Genomic DNA, 18181 nt, shown 5'->3' with positions numbered 1-18181 from the left:
AGGCGGCTCAGCCGTGTTGCGCCGCCGGCTCGCGGCGCACTTTCATGAGACCGCGCAAGCCCGACAGCAGCGGTGCGCGCGCCATGCCCGGCGCACGGCCGAAGCTCTCGGTAATACGATCCAGAATGATCGCGAGCATCACCACGGAGAGCCCACTTTCGAAACCGAGCCCAATGTCGAGCCGTTGAATACTCGCCAGCACGTCGTTGCCGAGCCCGCCCGCGCCCACCATCGACGCGATGATCACCATGGAGAGCGCCATCATGATGGTCTGGTTCACGCCGGTCATGATGGACGGCAGCGCGTTCGGAAACTGCACCTTGTAGAGCAGTTGCCACGGCGTGCAGCCGAATGCCTGCCCTGCTTCGACGATTTCACGGTTCACATGCTTGATGCCGAGCGACGTGAGACGCACCGCCGGCGGCATCGCGAAGATCACCGTGGAGATGATGCCCGGCACGCGACCCAAGCCGAACAGCATCGCGGCCGGAATCAGGTAGACGAACGCCGGCATGGTCTGCATCAGGTCGAGCACCGGGCGCACGATCGTCTCGACCGTGCGGCTCTTCGCCGTCCAGATGCCGAGCGGTATGCCGAGCAGCAGACTAATCAGGGTCGACGACAAGGTGAGGCCGAGCGTGATCACCATCTGATCCCAGAAGCCGGTGCTGTAGATCAGCAACAGCGCCAGCAGCGTGAACGTCGCGAAACGCCAGCCCACCCGCCACAACCCGATGCCAACGAAAAACGCCATCATCGCCCACATCGGTACCGCTTGCAGGCCGTGTTCGATCAGCGCGGCAAAGCTCTCGATGACCTTGCCGATGGAATCGAAGGTTGCCGCGTCGTGGTCGAGCAGGTAGTGAACGCCGTGGTCGACCCAGGCGCCAAGTGGAATGACTTCAGACATGGGAACCTCGATGACGCGTGAGAACGTTCAGCACGTTCGTCTTGTTGACCGAACCGCAGTAGGAGCCGTCCGCCTCGACGACCGGCAGCGGCGCGCGGCTCGCCACCACGCGTTCGACCACGTCGTCGAGCGGCGTGGTGCGGCGGATGCATTCGATGTGATTGAGTTGCGGCGACGCGCTGCCCATCGCATCGCGGCACACGAAGCCGCGAAACTTGCGCTCGCCGTCGAGCACGAATGCGTAGTCGGCGCTGCCGTTCAGCGTGGCCGCCACGCTCGACGCGTCGATCGGCTGCGAATGCTGCATCAGCGGCACGGCGTCGGTCTGCATCAGGTCGCCGGCGGTCAGATAGCGGCTGGTGTCGATGCCTTCGAAGAACGCCCGCACGTAGTCGTCGGCGGGGTTGGTGATGATTTCCTGCGGCGTGCCGACCTGCACGACCTTGCCGCCTTCCATGATCGCGATGCGTGTACCGATGCGCATCGCCTCTTCCAGATCGTGCGACACGAACAGGATGGTGCGCTGCTGCTCGCGCTGCAGATCGAGCAGCACGTTCTGCATTTCCTTGCGTTTCAGCGGATCGAGCGCGGAGAACGCTTCGTCCATGATCATCAGCGACGGGTTGACCGCCAGCGCGCGCGCCAGACCCACGCGCTGCTGCATGCCGCCGGACAGTTGCGCGGGCAACTTCTCCGCGAACGGCGCGAGGCCGACCTGTTCCAGCACGGTCATGGCGCGCTTCTCGCGCTCCTTGCGGCCCAAGCCCGCGACTTCGAGGCCGAACGCCGCGTTGGACAGCACGGTGCGTTGCGGCATCAGCGCGAAGGACTGGAACACCATGCTCATATCCTTGCGGCGCAGCGCCGTCAGTTCGGCGCGCGGCACGGCGGCGACGTCGCGACCATCGATCAGCACCTTGCCGGCGCTCGGCTCGACGAGCCGGTTGATCAGGCGGATCAGCGTCGACTTGCCGGAGCCGGACAGGCCCATCAGCACGAAGATCTCGCCTTCCTTGACCTCGAACGACACGTTATGAACACCGACGATCTGACCGGTTTGCGCGAACACGTCCTCTTTCGTCGCGCCGCCGGCCAGCATGTTGAGTGCCTGTTTCGGGTTGGTGCCGAACACCTTGCACAAGCCTTCGACCACGACCTTGGGGGAATTCATTGAACGCTCTCCTCTCCTGTTGCTGCAGTGGCGGACGTGCGTCCGCGCTGTGCATACATAGTTGCCAGAAAAAAGTACGCGTTGCCGACTATTTGCGACAGGCACATGTGGAAATACGACACCTGTGTCGCGCGGGAGTCGGCGGTGGATGGCCGGAGGCCTGCTGGATAAGGGTTTGGCGGGAGTCGGGAGGGATGAGGCGGCGTGTCGCGCCAGAGCAAGTGGCGGCGATTTGTGCGGAAAAAACGCAGTTCGGAGTGGGCGTCGCGTGAGTTGCGGCGGTGCAGCACGTACAAAGAAGCCCGGTGTCGCGGCTAAGGCGGACTTAAGGAGCGGCTGCTTATTCTGTTCCTGCGCGCCGATCAAGCCGGTCAGCGCAACCTCACCACTCCTGGAGAACCACCATGCAATCGCTCAAGCAACTCATGATCGTCGCGTCGATCGCCATCCTCCCGACGTTGTCGTTTGCACAAACCAACGCCGACGCCACCACGCCAGCCGTATCGGTGACCGCTACGCACGGCAACCAACCCGCGACGGCATCGGCATCGCAACAGGCGGCGCGCAACGGCTCGGGCTATCGCGACAACTCCGGCTACGGCTCGTCGACGGCAGGATCGACGCAGTCGTCGGTGCCGTCGGCCACGCCTTTCATCGGCAAGCACTCGCCGGTGTTCAATCATTGACGGCCTGTGCCCCAATGCCGACAACTCGCGCGCGGCCGGCAAAGCGCGAGTCGCGAGTTGTTGGGCCGCGCGCGGACGCGCGCAGCCTGGTACTGCAGGTGGCGCACGCGGAACGCGTCCGGCGAGCCACCTCGTAACTAGATCACTGCGGCGCGTGCGCCGCCCGATACCCGCGCCTTCCTACCATCAACGCGAGCAACGCAGACACCGCGAGACTCGCCGCCACCACATACAACCCGGCCGCATAACCACCCGTCACGCTTTTCAACCAGCCGATCGCGAACGGCCCGACAAAACCGCCCAGGTTGCCGATCGAGTTAATCATCGCAATACCGGCGGCCGCGCCTGCACCGGACAGAAACGTGCTCGGCATCGCCCACAGCGGCGCCTTCGCCGCGCTGATCCCGACATTCACGAGGACCAGCGCCAGCACGACCGCCACCGCCGTATCCGCGACGCCGGCCCACGCCAGCCCAAAGGCCGCGACCACGCACGGAATCACCACGTGCCACGTGCGCTCACCACGCCGGTCGGAATGCCGCGCCCACCAGACCATGCCGAGCACCGCCAGCACACTTGGAATCGCGTTCAATGCCCCCGTCCCCAACGCGCTGAATCCGAACTGACGGATGATCAACGGCGCCCACAACCCGAGCGTGTACAGCCCCGCCGACGTGCCGAAATAAATCATCGCCATGATCCACACGCGTCCGTCGCGCAGTGCCGCGAGCGCGCCGGCCGCGTGCCCGGCCTGCGATTCGCGGCCCATGCGCTCGTCGCGCAGCGTGGCGATGAGCCAGGCTTTTTCATCGTCGGCGAGCCAGGTGGCTTTGTCGGGCGAATCGGTGAGCGCTTTCAGCACCACGAAGCCAAGCACGACGGCGGGAATCGCTTCGATGATGAACAACCACTGCCAGTCCCTCAGGCCCAGCAACGCGGGCATCTGCATGATCGCGCCGGAAATCGGCGAACCGATCGCCGTCGACAACGGCGCAGCCGCCATGAACGCGGCCGCGGCCACCGCACGCTGACGGGCCGGAAACCACTGGCTCAAATAGAGAATGATGCCGGGAAAGAAACCGGCTTCGGCGACACCGAGCAGAAAGCGCAGCGTATAGAACGAAGCCGGGCCGCTCACGAACGCCGACGCCGCCGACACCAGTCCCCACGTCACCATCACACGAGCAATCCACAGACGTGCGCCCACCTTGTTCAGAATCAGGTTCGACGGCACCTCGCACAGAAAGTAGCCGAGAAAGAAGATGCCGCCGCCGAGACCGAACATGGTCGGCGTGAGGCCGAGGTCGTGATTCATCGTGATCGCCGCAAAGCCGACGTTCACGCGATCGAGAAAGCTCACAAAGTACAGCAGCATCACGAAAGGCAAAATGCGCCAGGTGAGCTTGCGAACCACTCGGGCTTGCAATTCGGTGTTCATGTCTCTGTCTCCGCTCTATCTCTGCAGGGTGCAGCGAGATCGCCCGTGACGGGGTGCGCCCGGGCGTTATGTTCTCGTATTGCGCGCCCGGGGCGCGCGGCGCTTCGGGTGCTTACTTCGGGTGCGTCAGGTGCTGCCGATGTTTCAGGCGGCTTTGACGTCGGTGGCCGCCGTTCCGCCTGCCGCCTCCGACGCCAGCAATGCACACACGGCGTCCGTCACCTGCGCCGTGGTCGCGCTGCCGCCCAGGTCGCCGGTATGCAGCGACGGGTCCGCCGTGACACGCTCGATCACGGCCATCAGTTGCCGTGCGGCGGCGTCTTCGCCGAGATGCTCGAGCATCATCACCGCCGACCAGAACGTGCCGACCGGATTGGCGAGCCCTTTGCCCATGATGTCGAACGCGGAGCCGTGGATCGGCTCGAACATCGACGGATAACGCCGCTCGGGGTCGAGATTGGCGGTCGGCGCAATGCCGAGGCTGCCGGCCAGCGCGGCGGCGAGATCGCTCAGAATGTCCGCGTGCAGATTGGTCGCGACGATCGTGTCGAGCGTGGCGGGACGGTTGACCATGCGCGCGGTGGCCGCGTCGACCAGCTCCTTGTCCCAGCGCACGTCGGGAAACTCCTGCGAGATCTGCAACGCGATCTCGTCCCACATGACCATGGCATGCCGCTGCGCATTGCTCTTGGTGATCACCGTCAGCAGCTTGCGCGGCCGCGTTTGCGCGAGCCGGAACGCGAACCGCAGAATGCGCTCGACGCCGGCACGCGTCATCATCGACACATCGGTCGCGACTTCGATCGGATGCCCCTGATGCGCGCGGCCGCCGACGCCCGCGTACTCGCCTTCCGAATTCTCGCGGACGATCACCCAGTCGAGATCTTGCGGCGCGCAGCGTTTCAACGGCCCGTCGATGCCGGGCAGGATCCGCGTCGGACGCACGTTCGCGTATTGATCGAAGCCCTGGCAGATCTTCAGGCGCAACCCCCACAGCGTGATGTGATCGGGAATGTGCGGATCGCCCGCCGAACCGAACAGGATCGCGTCCTTGTCGCGCAACGCGTCGAGTCCGTCGGCCGGCATCATCGCGCCATGCTGGCGGTAGTAGTCGCCGCCCCAGTCGAAATTCTCGAACGCGAAGCCGAACGTGTTGCTGCGCGCGGCGATCGCTTCGAGCACGCGTTGCCCCGCGGGTACGACTTCCTTGCCGATGCCGTCGCCGGGAATGGTTGCGATGCGATAGGTTTTCATGGGCGTCTCCGTGTCCGTCTGTTGTGAAGGTATGAGTCGCATCGTAGATCGCCGACGGTCCATACAAACGCTGTTAGACTCAAACCATCCTTAACTTCAGGTTAACAATGGGCCGCTGCGTATGACCGCCTCGATACAACCGGACGACCTCGCCTTCTTCTCCACCTTAGCCGCCAGCGGCAGCCTGACCGCGGCGGCGCGCGAACTCGGCCTGAGCACGGCGGCCGTCAGCAAGCATCTGGCGCAAATGGAAACGCGCGCGGGCGTCTCGCTGGTGAACCGCACCACGCGGCGCATGAGCCTCACGCCCGAAGGCGAGCTGTACCTGACCCGCGCGCGGCGCATTCTCAGCGAAATGGACGATCTCGCGCAGTTGCTCGGCGGCTCGCAGGCGGCGCCCAAAGGCCTGCTGCGCGTGAATGCGACGCTCGGTTTCGGCCGCAGCCATGTCGCGCCGCTGATCTCCCGTTTCGTGCGGCGCTTTCCGCAAGTGGACGTGCAGTTGCAACTCTCGGTCGACCCGCCGCCCATCAGCGAAGACGCGTTCGACGTGTGCGTGCGTTTCGGCGAACCACCCGACGCACGCGTGATCGCGCGCAAGGTGGCGCGCAATCGCCGCCTGCTGTGCGCGTCGCCCGCTTATCTGGCCGAGCGGCGCGCGCCGCGCAGCCCGGCCGAGTTGGCGCAGCACAATTGCATCGGCATCCGCCAGGGCGACGACGGCTACGGTCTGTGGCGGCTCACCAGCGGACGCGGCGCGACGGAGAAAACGGAAACGGTACGAGTGCGCGGCAACCTCACCACCAACGACGGCGAAATCGCCGTGAAGTGGGCGCTCGACGGCCAGGGCATTCTGATGCGCGCGGAGTGGGATATCGCGGACTATCTCGCCGACGGCCGCCTCGTTCACGTGCTGCCCGACTACCGCACGCCCGGTGCGGATATTTACGCGGTGTACCCGCAGCAGTTGCAGATGACGGCACGCGTCAAGGCGTTCGTCGACATGCTGGTCGAGACGCTCGGCGCGCGTGAGTCGAATTGAACGGCTTCAATGCGGAGCCGACCGTAGTTCTGCAATGCAGAACTACCAGCGCACCAGTACGCAGGCTGATTCAAACTGGGTGAAACCGCTTAACCCATGATTCACAGAGTGTTAAAAGGAAAATCAAGCGCCGCCCACGCGCCAGGTGTTTTCCCTATTTAGGCCTGCATTGCAGTCCAACCAGCAATTTCCCTCGTTGACACAGTGCGAACGGTCGTGCGAAATTGCGCCTGCATCCTGCACGGAAACACGTAGTCGGTGAGCCCCCCCGCCACGCCGGCCCGCACGACGGAGCCAGCGCCACGACGTCAGGCAAGCTCACCCGAGGCGCTTACCAGCCAAGCCGATAGTTCGCATCCCTGATCAGCCTGCGAGGGCTCGCTGTCGCCTGTTGAAAACGCTTTGCGCCGCAGATCGCCCGCACTTTGCAACACAAGCATTACTTCGCCAGTTCACTCGATTCCAAAAAACCAGGGAGACACGAAGCATGCCGGCAAATCATCGCAATCGAGTTGGAGTCATTCTCGGATTCATGGGTGCATGTGCGCTGGGTTCGGTCCAGTGCGCGTATGCGCAGAGCAGCGTCACGTTGTACGGCATCGTCGACGGTTCGCTGCTGTACACCAGCAAAACGCTCAACGCGGCGACCGGCCAAAGCGCCGGCCATCAGTATTCGTTCACCGACAGCGGCCTGTCCGGCTCGCGCTTCGGCATGCGCGGCACGGAAGATCTGGGCGGCAACACACGGGCGATCTTCGAGATCGAAAGCGGTATCAGCGTCGCGAACGGCTCGCTCAACAATTCGAACGGCAACGAGTTCGGCCGCCAGGCGTGGGTTGGCGTGGACGGCGGGTTCGGCACGATCAAGGCCGGCCTGCAGTTCTCGCCGTTCTTTCTCGCGGTGTACGACTTCGACCCCCGGCAGATGTCGTATTTCGGCAGCGGTCTGGTGACGTATCTGAACAACGTCTACGTGACCGGGCTGTTCAATCCGAACGCGGTGTCGTACACGTCGCCGGAAATTGCCGGCTTGCAGGCGAGCGCGATGATGGCGCTGGGCGGCACGGCGGGCGACTTTCAGGCGGGCCGCCAGTACTCGGCGAGTCTGCGCTATCACCTCGGCTCGCTCACCGTCGACGCCGCGTTGTATAGCGGCAATGCGGGCGGCAGCGCCGCGTCGATCGCGATTCCCAGCGTGGTCGAGTTCAACGGCCGCGCGCTCGGCGCGAGTTACACGTTCAACAATCTGATCGTCAAGGCATCGTACGTGCAGTACAAGGTCGCCGGCTCGTTCAACGATCGCGTGTACTCGGGCGGCGCCAGTTATCACATCACGCCGGCACTCAATATCGACGCCGGTGTGTACGTCACGCGCGACGCCAACAGCTCGTCGAACAATTCGATCCTGGCGTCGACCGGGCTCGAATATTCGTTATCCAAAGCGACCGCGATGTACGGACAGGTTGGCTTCGTCACCAATCACGGCGCGATGCACACCGGGATTTCCGTCAACAACGCCTTGAACGAAGCGACAGGCACCACGGCCGGCGTGAACGTGGGCATCCGCCATATGTTCTAGCGTTGACAGCGCGGCAAGGAGCCGATGAGCGGACAACAATGGTCGGAGGGTTCAAGCGTGGATATGTTTCTGCAGCAGGTCCTCAACGGGCTGACGCTCGGCGGTATTTATAGCCTCGTCGCCCTGGGTCTCACGCTGGTCTACGGGATTCTCGCGGTGCCGAATTTCGCGCACGGCGCGTTCTACATGGTCGGCGCGTTCGTGTCGTTCTATCTGATGAGCCGGTTCGGCCTGAACTACTGGCTCGCCATGCTCGGCTCCGGCCTCGCGACCGCGGCGCTCGCGATCCTCGCCGAGCGGCTGGTGTTCAACCCGCTGCGCCAATCCTCCGAATTGCATCCGATGATCGCCGCCATCGGCCTGCTGCTGTTTCTCGAAGCCGGCGCGCAGGCGCTGTGGGGCGCGGATTTTCATCGCATGGCCACGCCCTATGTGGGCGTCGTCGAACTGGGCGGCGTCAGCGCGCCGCTGCAACGGCTGCTGATTATCGGCGCGGCGTTCGCGCTGGTGGTGCTGTTGCAACTCTTCCTCAGATATACGGTGATCGGTTCAAGCATCATCGCGATGGCGCAGGACCGCGACGGCGCGTCGCTGATGGGCATCGACGCCAACAAGGTCACCATGCTGACCTTCGGCATTTCCGGCTTGCTGGCCGCGGTTGCCGCCACGCTCTACGCGCCGATCAACCTCGTCTACCCGGCCATGGGCCAACTGGTGATCCTGAAAGCCTTCGTGATCATCATTCTCGGCGGCATGGGCAGCGTGCCGGGCGCGATCGTCGGCGGGCTGATCATCGGCATGGCGGAGAGCTTCGGCGCCTTCTATATCTCGACCGACTACAAGGACATCATCGCCTTCGTGCTGCTGGTGGTGATTCTGTCGGTTCGTCCGCAAGGGCTCTTCACCAGGGAACTGCGCGCATCATGAAACGATTCGAGGGCAAGCTCGGGTGGACGCTGCTGTTCGCGCTCGGCCTGGTGTTTCCATTTCTCGCCAGCAACGACTACATGCTCACCGTCATGTCCACCGCGTACATCTTCGCGCTGGCCACGGTCGGGCTGAATCTGATCACCGGCTATACCGGCCAGTTCAATCTCGCGCACGGCAGTTTCATGGCGGTGGGCGCGTATACGGTCGGCATTCTGACGGTCGATCACCAGGTGCCGTTCTGGCTCGCGTTCGTTGCGTCGGGGGTCGTGACGGGCGGGCTCGGCGTGCTGGTCGGGCTCGTGTCGCTGCGGTTGCGCGGCCACTACTTTTCGATCTTCACGCTGTGCGTCGGCTACATCATGTTTCTCGTCATCGAGAAGTGGGACAGCGTCACGCATGGCGTGGCCGACGTTATCGGCATTCCGGCGCCGTCGGGTTTCGGCCTGGTGTCGTTCGAGAATCCGCGCGCGCTCTACTATCTCGTGTTCGCGTTTCTGGTGCTCGGCGTGTGGCTGATGCATCGCATCGTCAATTCGCTGCTCGGCCGCACGTTCATGGCCATTCGCAATAGCGACGGCCTCGCGCAGTCGCTCGGTATCGACCTGATGCGCAACAAGGTGCTGGCCTTCGTGCTGTCGGTCGTCTATGCGGGGTTCGCGGGCGGTCTGTATGCGGGCTCGGTGCGCTTTCTCGGGCCGGACCTGGCCGGCGTCGAACATACCTTCGACATGACCATGTACATGCTGGTAGGCGGCATCGGCACGCTCGCCGGTCCGCTGCTCGGCGCGCTCGCCATTCCGTGGCTTACGCAATACCTGCAGTTTCTGCAGGAATACCGCTTCGTGGTGTTCGGCCCGATCCTGATTCTGCTGGTGATCTTTCTGCCCAATGGGTTCGTCGGTTTGTATCAGGCAATACGAGCGCGGCGCGCGGCGCCTTCGCAGGGCACGCGTTCGCGGCGTCAATCGCAAACCGCGCGAGGTGACGGCCATGCTTGAAATCGACGCGCTCAGCAAACGCTTCGGCGGCCTCGTCGCGGTCGACGACATCAGCACGCACCTCGAAGCCGGCAAGATCAACGCGATCATCGGACCGAACGGGGCGGGCAAAACCACCTTCTTCAATCTGATCAGCGGCACGCATTTGCCGAGTTCGGGCCGCATTCTTTTCAAGGGCGAAGACGTGACGAAGCTCGGCGCCGACCGCATGGCGCGCCTGGGCGTGGCGCGCACGTTTCAGTCCACCGCGCTGTTCGATCGGGCCAGCGTGCTCGACAACCTGATCGTCGGCCACCGCTTGCGCACCCGCTCCGGGCTCTGGGACGTGCTCACGCACTCGAAGCGGCTGAAGCAGGAAGAACGCCTGTGCCGCGACAAGGCGCGCGAGGCGCTCGACTTCGTCGGCTTGTCGGCAATGGCCGGCCAGCTTGCCGGCGGCATCTCGCAGGAAGAACGCAAACGTGCGGCCATCGCACTCGCGCTCGCCACCGAACCGAGCCTGATGCTGCTCGACGAACCCGCGGGCGGCGTCAACCCCGAGGAGACCGAGGGTCTCGCCGAGCTGATCCGCAAGCTGGTCAAACACGGCGTGACGGTGTGCCTCGTCGAACACAAGATGAACATGATCATGAAGCTCGCGGATCGCATCATGGTGCTGAACTATGGCAAGAAAATCGCCGAAGGCACGCCCGCCGAGATTCGCGCGAACCCGGCCGTGATCGATGCTTACCTGGGGAGCGAGCATGCTGAAGTTTGACAACGTCGCGCTCGACTACGGCAGCTTCCGCGCGCTGGACGGCATCACGCTGCACGCGGACGACGGCGAACTCGTGGTGCTGCTCGGCGCCAACGGCGCGGGTAAAAGTTCGATCTTTCTCGCGACCAGCGGCTTGCGCCGCGCCGCGAGCGGCAGCCTGCGCTTCGGCCAGCGCGAACTGCTCGGCATGACGCCCGCGCAGATCGTGCGCAGCGGTGTGATTCAGTGCCCCGAAGGCCGCAAGCTGTTCCCCGGCATGTCGGTGCTGAAGAATCTCACGCTCGGCGCGTACGTGCATCGCGGCGACAAGGCCGGCAATCAACGCAATCTCGACCAGGTGTTCGCGCTATTCCCGCTGCTCGCCGAACGCAAGGATCACGCGGCCGGCTCACTCTCCGGCGGTCAGCAGCAGATGGTCGCGATCGGCCGCGCGATGATGGCGCGGCCCAAGGTGCTGTTGCTCGACGAACCGTCGCTCGGTCTCGCGCCGCTGGTGGTCAAGCAGGTGTTCGAGGTGATCCAGCAGATCAACCGCGCAGGCACCACGGTGCTGCTCGCCGAACAGAACGCGTTCGCCGCGCTGAAGATCGCGCACCGCGCGTATGTGATCGAGAGCGGGCGCATCGTGCTCGAAGGCGATCCGGCGAGTCTGATGAACAACGAAGCCATCCGGCGCGCGTACGTCGGCGGTTGAATCCGCGATTTTCACCGATTCGAGGCATGAGCGTCGGCCCGCTTCGTTCCGTTTCGCCCCATTTCGCCCCTACCAAGGAGACACGCATGACGATCAAACGCATTGGCGGCCGAGCCGGAAGGGCCGCGGTCGCGACCGCGGCCGTGACGGCGCTCACGCTGTTGGGCGCCGCCCCTGCCGTCGCGCAACAGGTGGTGCACATCGGCTACTCGGGCCCGTTGAGCGGCGGCGCCGCGAAGTACGGCCAGGAAGTACTGGACGGCATGCAGATGGCCGCCGCCGATGTCAATCAGGCCGGCATCGAGGTGGCGGGCAAGAAGATCAAATTCGAGGTCGTGCCGCTCGACGACAAGTACAACCCCAGCGAAACCGCGATCAACGCGAAACGTCTCGCGCAGGAACAGCAGGCCGCGGTGGTGCTCGTGCCGCATTCCGGCGGCGGCTTCGCCGTGCAGACCAGCAACGAACAGCAGAAGCTGCTGTTGCTCTCCTACACCAGCGTGCCGCAGATCAGCGAACGCGGCAACAAGCTCACCGTGCGGATTCCGCCCGCCTTCACGTCGTATCTGAACGCCTTCATCAAGTATGAAATGGCGACCTACGGCAAGAAGGTCGCGCTCGCCGCCACCGATACCGACTACGGCAAGGTCTGGGTCGCCGCCTTCAAACCCGCGTGGGAAGCGGCCGGCGGCACGATCGTCGCGGACAACGCCATGTCGTATAACCGCGCGACCGATTTCTACAGCGGCGTGAGCCGCGTGCTGGCGGCAAAACCGGATGTGATGTTTATCGGCGGACCGTCCGAACCGACCGGACTGGTCGCGCAGCAGGCGCGCGAATTGGGCTTCAAGGGCGGCTTCATCGTGATGGACCAGGCCAAGCTCGACGAAGTGGCCAAAGTGACCGGCGGCTACGCGGCGCTGAATGGCGCGATCGGCGTGTTGCCGCTCGTCGACGACAGCACGCCGAACGCGAAGGCGTTCGTCGACCGTTTCCGCAAGAGTCACGGTGGACGCGATCCGAGCCAGGAAGTGTCGCTGAACTACACCGCGGTGTATGCAACAGCGCTGGCGATGAAACTGGCCGGCAGCGTCAGCGACGCCACGGCGATCCGCAACCAGTTCGACCACGCGGTGAAGGCACTGCCGCCTCAGAACAATCCGCAAAGCGTGACCGGGGTCGACGATCACGGCGGTTTCGTGATCGGCAATCCGCTCGCGGCGGTGGTTCAGGGTGGACAGTTGAAGTCGGCGGCATTGAGCACGCTGACGGCGGCGAAATAGTGAAACGCTGAGGCTGGATGAAAAGAAAGGCGCCGTTTGAAGTTCATTCAGACGGCGCCTTTTTCTTGCGGATTTCTTTAAGCGCGTTTTGATTCGAGAAGCCGGCGTGCGTCACGCCGGTTTCGCTCACTAGCCCTTCAACGCTTCGATAATCTGCTCGCGTACTTGTGGCCGCTCGACAAACGGATCGGTCGGATTGCGCGGCGTGACGATATCGTCCGCACGGGTTTTCACCGCGGCGAGCGCCTGCGGATGCGAGAAAATATAAAACTGCTCGGCGCGGATCGCATCGAACACCATCGTCGCGACCTCTTCCGCGCTCACCTTACCCGAACTCACCGCCTTCTCGCTCAGCGCTCGCGCCACGCGTTGCGAGAGCGTCGGCGGCACATCGTTCTCAAGTTCCGACGGACGGTTGCGCTGCGCTTTCGCGATCCCCGTCGGCACGAAATACGGACACAACACCGAGCACGCCACCTGCTGCGTGACCAGCGACAGATCCTGGTACAGCGATTCCGTCAGCGACACCACCGCATGCTTGGACGTGTTGTACGGCCCCATCAGCGGCGGATTGAGCATGCCGGCCATGGACGCCGTGTTGACGATATGCCCGCGATACGCCGGGTCGCGTTTCGCGGCGTCCAGCATCAGCGGCGTGAACGCGCGCACGCCGTGAATCACGCCCCACAGATTGACGCCGAGCAGCCACTGCCAGTCGCGTTCGGTGTTTTCCCACACGAGCCCGCCGCTGCCGCCCACGCCCGCGTTGTTGAACACGAGATGCACGCTGCCGAACGTGGCCAGTGTGTCGCGCGCCAGCGCATCGATCTCGTCGCCCTTTGCGACGTCGACGCGACGCGCAATGGCCTTCGCACCGGCCGCTTCGACTTCGGCGAAAGTTTCGTCGAGCGCGTCTTGCTGCACGTCGGCCAGCACGAGACGCATGCCGAGTTTCGTGCCGAGCCGCGCGAATTCCCGGCCGAAGCCGGAACCGGCACCCGTGATCACCGCAACCTTGTCTGCGAAATTGTCCATGCGTTTGTCCCGTGGTTGGTGCTGCCCGCTTCAGTATGGGTTCGGCTACGCCGACGTTTTTCCCTCGTGCGCAGCGGGATAAAACCGCTCGCGCAATTCGCGCTTCAACACCTTGCCGATCGGACTGCGCGGCAAACTGTCGACAAACGTCAGCGCGGACAGCCGCTGCATCTTGCCGACCCGCGCATTGACCCATGCGAGCAACGTGTCTTCATCGATTTGTGCAAGTGGACGGCGCACCACGAACGCGACCGGCGTCTCGCCCCATTGCTCCGATTGCGTACCGATCACGGCCACATCCGCGACGTCCGGATGTTCGCGCAGTTCCGCCTCCAGATCGCTCGGATACACATTGAAGCCGCCGGAGATGATCATGTCTTTCTTGCGATCGAGCAGCGTCAGAAACCCATCGACGTCGAAGCGGCCCATGTCGCCGGTACGGATAAAGCGCTTGCCGCTCGGGTCGTACCATTCCGCCTCGACGGTCTTCTCGGGCTGCCGGTAATAGCCGGTCATCATCGCCGGCGAATGGCCGACGATTTCACCGACCTCGCCCGCCGCGACTTCGCGCCCGAGCTCGTCGATCAGACGGACATCGTGGCCTTCCACCGGTTGGCCGACCGTGTGCAGTTTGGTCGGATACACGTCGGCCTCCAGCTGGCACGAGCCGCCGCCTTCGGTCATGCCGTAGTACTCGGTGAGCCGGCCGGGCCAGCGGCGCACCACGTCCGCCTTGATGCTCGCCGCGAACGGCGCGCTGGTGCAGAACTTCGCCTGGAAGCTGGAGAGGTCGTAGCGATCGAATTCCGGATGCGCCATCAGCCGCTGATACTGCACCGGCACCAGCATGGTGTGCGTGACGCGGTGTTGCTGCGCGAGTTCCAGATAACGCGTGGCCTCGAACTTCGGCATCAACACCACCGTGCCGCCGAACGTCAGCGTCGGCATGAAGCTCACCAGCGTGGTGTTCGAATACAGCGGTGTGGAGATCAGCGTCGTGGCGTCGGGACCATAGCCGCGCTGAATGCTGCGTGCCGCGTACGCCCAACGCATGCCGTGCGACTGCACGATGCCTTTCGGCGTGCCCGTGGTGCCGGACGAATAGATGATGTTGAACGGCCACGCGGGATCGATTGTCACGGCGGCGGCCACGGCGCCTTGCGGCGCGAGCCACGTATCGAGCGCGAGGCTGCCCGCGTGCGAATCCAGCGCGATCGGCGTGGCGCTGATTTGCGCGGCGACCGGTTCGAGCAGGCGCTTCACGTCGGCGTCGAGAAACAGCAGCCGCGCGCCGGAATTGCCGATCATGCTGACCAGACTGGCCGCACTCGACGAAGGCGCAAGCGGCGCCACCGCGGCCCCGGCACGCAAGCCGCCGAGAAACGCCACCGCGTAATCCACCGACGCGCCCGCGCACAACGCAATCGCATCGCGAGGCTGAATACCGTCGCGCTGCAACGCGGCGGCAAAACGCTCGACGCGCGCGTCGAGCGCGGCGTAGCTCAGCACTTCTCCACCGCAGATCAAGGCCGCGTGGTCGCCGCGCTCGCCGGCGAAGCGACGCAGCATATCCGTAATGCAGACGAACGGTTCATCCACTAACGCATCGAGCCATGTCATTGCGATGCGCCTCCGTTGCCGTTGCCGTTGCCATTGCCGTTGCCGTTGCCATTGCCGTTGCCGTTGCCATTGCTGTTACCACTACGAGCCGCCGCCGCGCGCGCCGCGTCTTCCTCCTGCAACTTGCGCCACAAAATCTTGCCGCTGCCCGATTTCGGCAACGACGTCACGAACTCGACAATCCGCGGCGCCTTGTACGGCGCCATCTGCTCATGCGACCAGTCGATAACGTCCTGCTCGGTGAGCGTGCCCGCATGCGCTTCGTCGGCGACCACCAGCGCCTTTACCGTCTCGCCGCGCTTCTCGTCTTTCACGCCGATCACACACACCTCGTGAATCGCCGGATGCCGGTACATCAGCGCCTCCACTTCCGCCGGCCACACCTTGTAGCCGGACGCGTTGATCATCCGCTTCAGACGGTCGGTCATGAAGAAATAACCGTCTTCGTCGATATGCCCCAGGTCGCCGGTGCGCAGAAAGCGCTTGCCGTCGAGTTCGACGAACGCTTCTTCGGTCGCCTTCGGATTGCGCCAATAGCCTTGCATGACTTGCGGTGCATTCACGACGATCTCGCCGGTTTCGCCTTGCGGCAATTCCTGTAGCGAAGCCGGATCGATCACGCGCGAATCCACGTCGAACACGGGAATGCCGAGGCACTGCGCTTTCGGACGATGCGGCGGGTTGATGTGGGTGCCGGCAATCGTTTCGGTCATGCCGTAGCCTTCGACGTAATCGAGCCCGGTCAGCGCCTTGAGTTTCTTCGCAATCGCGTCGGGCATGGCCGCGCCGCCGCCGCGCGCGCCGCTCAGGCTCGACAGATCGTAGTCGCCGAGTTTCGGGTTCGACAGAAAGTCGACCATCATCGTGGAGATCGACTGCCACGCGGTCACGCGATAGCGCTGCATGCATTGCGCGGCGGTTTCGCGATCCCAGCGCGGCATCAGCACAATGGTCGCGCCGGAATAAATCGCGGCGTTCATGCCGCCCTGCATGCCGGTCACGTGAAACAGCGGCAACACCGACAGATACACCCCATCCGACGGCGCCGCGAACCACACGCAGCCGCCCAGCAGCGTGCTCATCACGCTGCGATGCGTATGCATGCAACCCTTCGGTTTGCCTGTCGTGCCGGATGTATACGGCATCACGCACAGATCGTCGGCACGGCTCGTGAGCGGCCCGGGCGTAAAGCGTCGATCGAGTACGTCCTGCCACGGCGTGACGCCGGGAATCGTGAACGTTTTGCGCGGCGCCGCGACGAATTCCGGCACGGCAAGCGGCGACGGCCGCTTCAGATAATCGCTATACGTAGCGACGATTGCGTGCTCGATACCCTGCCCCGGCCCGCTGCCGATCAACGGCTCGACATTTGGAAACAGACACTGCGGCGCGATGATCGTAGTCGCCCCGCTGTCCTCGACGTAGTGCGCCAACTCGACGCCCAGGTTCATCGGGTTGACCGGCACCACGACGGCATTCGCCCGCAGAATGCCGTAATACGCGACGATCCATTGCGGACTGTTCTGCATATACAGCAACACGCGATCGCCCGCCTTGACGTGGCACTCGTGCTGCAGAAAACCGGCGACCCGCTCAGCCTCGTCCTTGAACTCGGCGAACGTGATCGGGGTGTCGTAGAAGAGGATAAACGGTTTGTCGGGAAAGCGCGCCGCCGAGACCTCGGCGTTATAGAACAGATTGGTTTCCGGCAGCGTCAGATGCAACGGCACTTGCGGCGGCCAATGCGGATGATGAAGTTGATTCATGACGTCTCCTGTCGACCCGCCGCTCAAACGATGATAGACCCACCATCCACCGCGAAATACTGGCCGGTGATATGACGCGACGCTTCACTCGCGAGAAACACAATCGGGCCCTTGAGATCTTCGTCGCCGCCCAGACGCTGCAACGGCGTGCGCGAGACGATGGTGTCTTCGAGTTGATCGAGCAATCCCGCCGACATCTTCGACGGGAAAAACCCTGGGCAGATCGCGTTGACGTTGATGTTGTACTTGCCCCATTCGGCCGCGAGCGCTCGCGTGAAATTGATCGCCGCGGCCTTCGACGTGTTGTACGCGATCGTATTCATGCCAGGCGGCGAACCCTTCAATCCAGCCACCGAAGCGATATTGACAATCTTGCCCGCCCGCCGCGGAATCATGCTGCGCTTACCGACTTCTCGTGCGAGGAAGAACGGCGCGTTGACGTTCAGGTTCATCACCTTGTGCCACGCTTCGTCGGGATAGTCTTCGGCGGGTGCGCCCCACGTCGCGCCCGCGTTGTTCACCAGAATATCGATGCGGCCATGCACACCCAGCACTTCATCGACCAGCCCCGGAATGCCCTCGAAACGCTGCAGATCGTTGACCACCGTCTGCACTTCGATACCGCGGCTTTGCAGATGTTCTTTGGCTTGCGCCAACTCGTCCGTCTTGCGCGCGGTGATGGCGACACGGCAGCCCATTTCGCCGAGTGCTTCGGCCATTTGCAGGCCGAGTCCACGCGAACCGCCGGTGATCAGTGCAACCTTGCCGTCCAGTTGAAACAGGTCTTTCACAGACATCCTATGCTCCTCCATTTGTTCTGCAATGCAGATTGGTATTCCAGTTTTTTCGACCATCATACGTGCCGGAATTCGGCCTGTAAATAAAAGCACGCCCATTCACTTTTGTTATAGACTGGCATGCGTCGTTGATCGGCGGATGATCAGGACTTACCCGAATACCGCGCTTTTCCATCGCGCTGTACGGAACCCTGGCGGTGTGTTTTTCGCACACCCTGTCT

At 63.6% G+C, this 18181-nt stretch carries 16 protein-coding genes; 8 read left to right on the top strand and 8 right to left on the bottom strand.

Features of this window, described 5'->3' with window-relative positions; all coding sequences use genetic code 11:
- Positions 1-7: 7 nt before the first annotated feature.
- Complete coding sequence (gene choW / locus GGD40_RS35525; protein ID WP_179713660.1) at positions 8-910, bottom strand: choline ABC transporter permease subunit; 903 nt, start codon at positions 908-910, stop codon at positions 8-10.
- On the bottom strand, positions 903-2081 hold the full coding sequence (locus GGD40_RS35520) for a quaternary amine ABC transporter ATP-binding protein (RefSeq protein ID WP_179713662.1): 1179 nt from the start codon (positions 2079-2081) through the stop codon (positions 903-905). Before GGD40_RS35520 ends, choW begins: the two co-directional genes overlap by 8 nt.
- Before the next feature lie 404 nt (positions 2082-2485).
- Here GGD40_RS35520 and GGD40_RS35515 point away from each other — a divergent pair, with 404 nt between their 5' ends.
- On the top strand, positions 2486-2767 hold the full coding sequence (locus tag GGD40_RS35515) for a hypothetical protein (protein ID WP_179713664.1): 282 nt from the start codon (positions 2486-2488) through the stop codon (positions 2765-2767).
- A 142-nt stretch (positions 2768-2909) separates the two neighbouring features.
- Here GGD40_RS35515 and GGD40_RS35510 read toward each other — a convergent pair whose 3' ends face one another.
- Positions 2910-4205, bottom strand: a complete 1296-nt coding sequence (locus GGD40_RS35510) for an MFS transporter (protein WP_179713666.1) — start codon at positions 4203-4205, stop codon at positions 2910-2912.
- A gap of 144 nt (positions 4206-4349) precedes the next feature.
- The gene (locus GGD40_RS35505; RefSeq protein ID WP_179713669.1) at positions 4350-5459 is read right to left on the bottom strand and encodes a tartrate dehydrogenase; all 1110 of its coding nucleotides are present in this window, start codon (positions 5457-5459) and stop codon (positions 4350-4352) included.
- Positions 5460-5580: 121 nt separating this feature from the next.
- On the opposite strand from GGD40_RS35505, the gene GGD40_RS35500 reads away from it, so the two are divergent.
- The 7 genes from GGD40_RS35500 to GGD40_RS35470 all read left to right on the top strand — a co-directional run bounded on the left by GGD40_RS35500 (position 5581) and on the right by GGD40_RS35470 (position 12742).
- Entirely contained in the window at positions 5581-6501 is a 921-nt protein-coding gene (locus GGD40_RS35500; RefSeq protein WP_179746864.1) for a LysR family transcriptional regulator, read from the top strand.
- A 487-nt stretch (positions 6502-6988) separates the two neighbouring features.
- Positions 6989-8080, top strand: a complete 1092-nt coding sequence (locus GGD40_RS35495; protein WP_373565405.1) for a porin — start codon at positions 6989-6991, stop codon at positions 8078-8080.
- A 24-nt stretch (positions 8081-8104) separates the two neighbouring features.
- A complete protein-coding gene (locus GGD40_RS35490; protein ID WP_257030670.1) occupies positions 8105-9007 on the top strand; it encodes a branched-chain amino acid ABC transporter permease in 903 nt (300 codons plus the stop codon).
- Positions 9004-10008, top strand: coding sequence for a branched-chain amino acid ABC transporter permease (locus GGD40_RS35485; RefSeq protein ID WP_179746862.1), 1005 nt, complete (start codon positions 9004-9006; stop codon positions 10006-10008). Before GGD40_RS35490 ends, GGD40_RS35485 begins: the two co-directional genes overlap by 4 nt.
- Positions 10001-10765: an ABC transporter ATP-binding protein gene (locus tag GGD40_RS35480; protein ID WP_179713676.1), complete on the top strand. Its 765-nt coding sequence runs from the start codon at positions 10001-10003 to the stop codon at positions 10763-10765. The genes GGD40_RS35485 and GGD40_RS35480 overlap by 8 nt, the downstream gene beginning before the upstream one ends.
- On the top strand, positions 10752-11459 hold the full coding sequence (locus GGD40_RS35475; protein ID WP_179713678.1) for an ABC transporter ATP-binding protein: 708 nt from the start codon (positions 10752-10754) through the stop codon (positions 11457-11459). The genes GGD40_RS35480 and GGD40_RS35475 overlap by 14 nt, the downstream gene beginning before the upstream one ends.
- A gap of 86 nt (positions 11460-11545) precedes the next feature.
- Positions 11546-12742 (top strand): ABC transporter substrate-binding protein, encoded by a 1197-nt coding sequence (locus tag GGD40_RS35470; RefSeq protein ID WP_179746861.1) that lies wholly within the window; start codon positions 11546-11548, stop codon positions 12740-12742.
- Positions 12743-12871: 129 nt separating this feature from the next.
- Here the strand turns inward: GGD40_RS35470 and GGD40_RS35465 are convergent, their stop codons facing one another.
- Genes GGD40_RS35465 through GGD40_RS35450 form a run of 4 tightly spaced genes read right to left on the bottom strand, consistent with a single transcriptional unit; the run spans position 12872 to position 17960 of the window.
- A complete protein-coding gene (locus tag GGD40_RS35465) occupies positions 12872-13777 on the bottom strand; it encodes an SDR family oxidoreductase (protein ID WP_179746860.1) in 906 nt (301 codons plus the stop codon).
- A gap of 45 nt (positions 13778-13822) precedes the next feature.
- Positions 13823-15397: a class I adenylate-forming enzyme family protein gene (locus tag GGD40_RS35460; protein ID WP_179746859.1), complete on the bottom strand. Its 1575-nt coding sequence runs from the start codon at positions 15395-15397 to the stop codon at positions 13823-13825.
- Entirely contained in the window at positions 15394-17163 is a 1770-nt protein-coding gene (locus tag GGD40_RS35455; RefSeq protein WP_179746858.1) for a long-chain fatty acid--CoA ligase, read from the bottom strand. Before GGD40_RS35455 ends, GGD40_RS35460 begins: the two co-directional genes overlap by 4 nt.
- 23 nt (positions 17164-17186) lie before the next feature.
- Positions 17187-17960 (bottom strand): SDR family oxidoreductase, encoded by a 774-nt coding sequence (locus tag GGD40_RS35450; RefSeq protein WP_179713688.1) that lies wholly within the window; start codon positions 17958-17960, stop codon positions 17187-17189.
- Positions 17961-18181: the final 221 nt, after the last annotated feature.

Source organism: Paraburkholderia bryophila, from assembly GCF_013409255.1.
Lineage (GTDB): Bacteria > Pseudomonadota > Gammaproteobacteria > Burkholderiales > Burkholderiaceae > Paraburkholderia.
The sequence above is the reverse complement of the archived record's forward strand: the minus strand, read 5'-3'. Positions and strand labels throughout refer to the sequence as shown.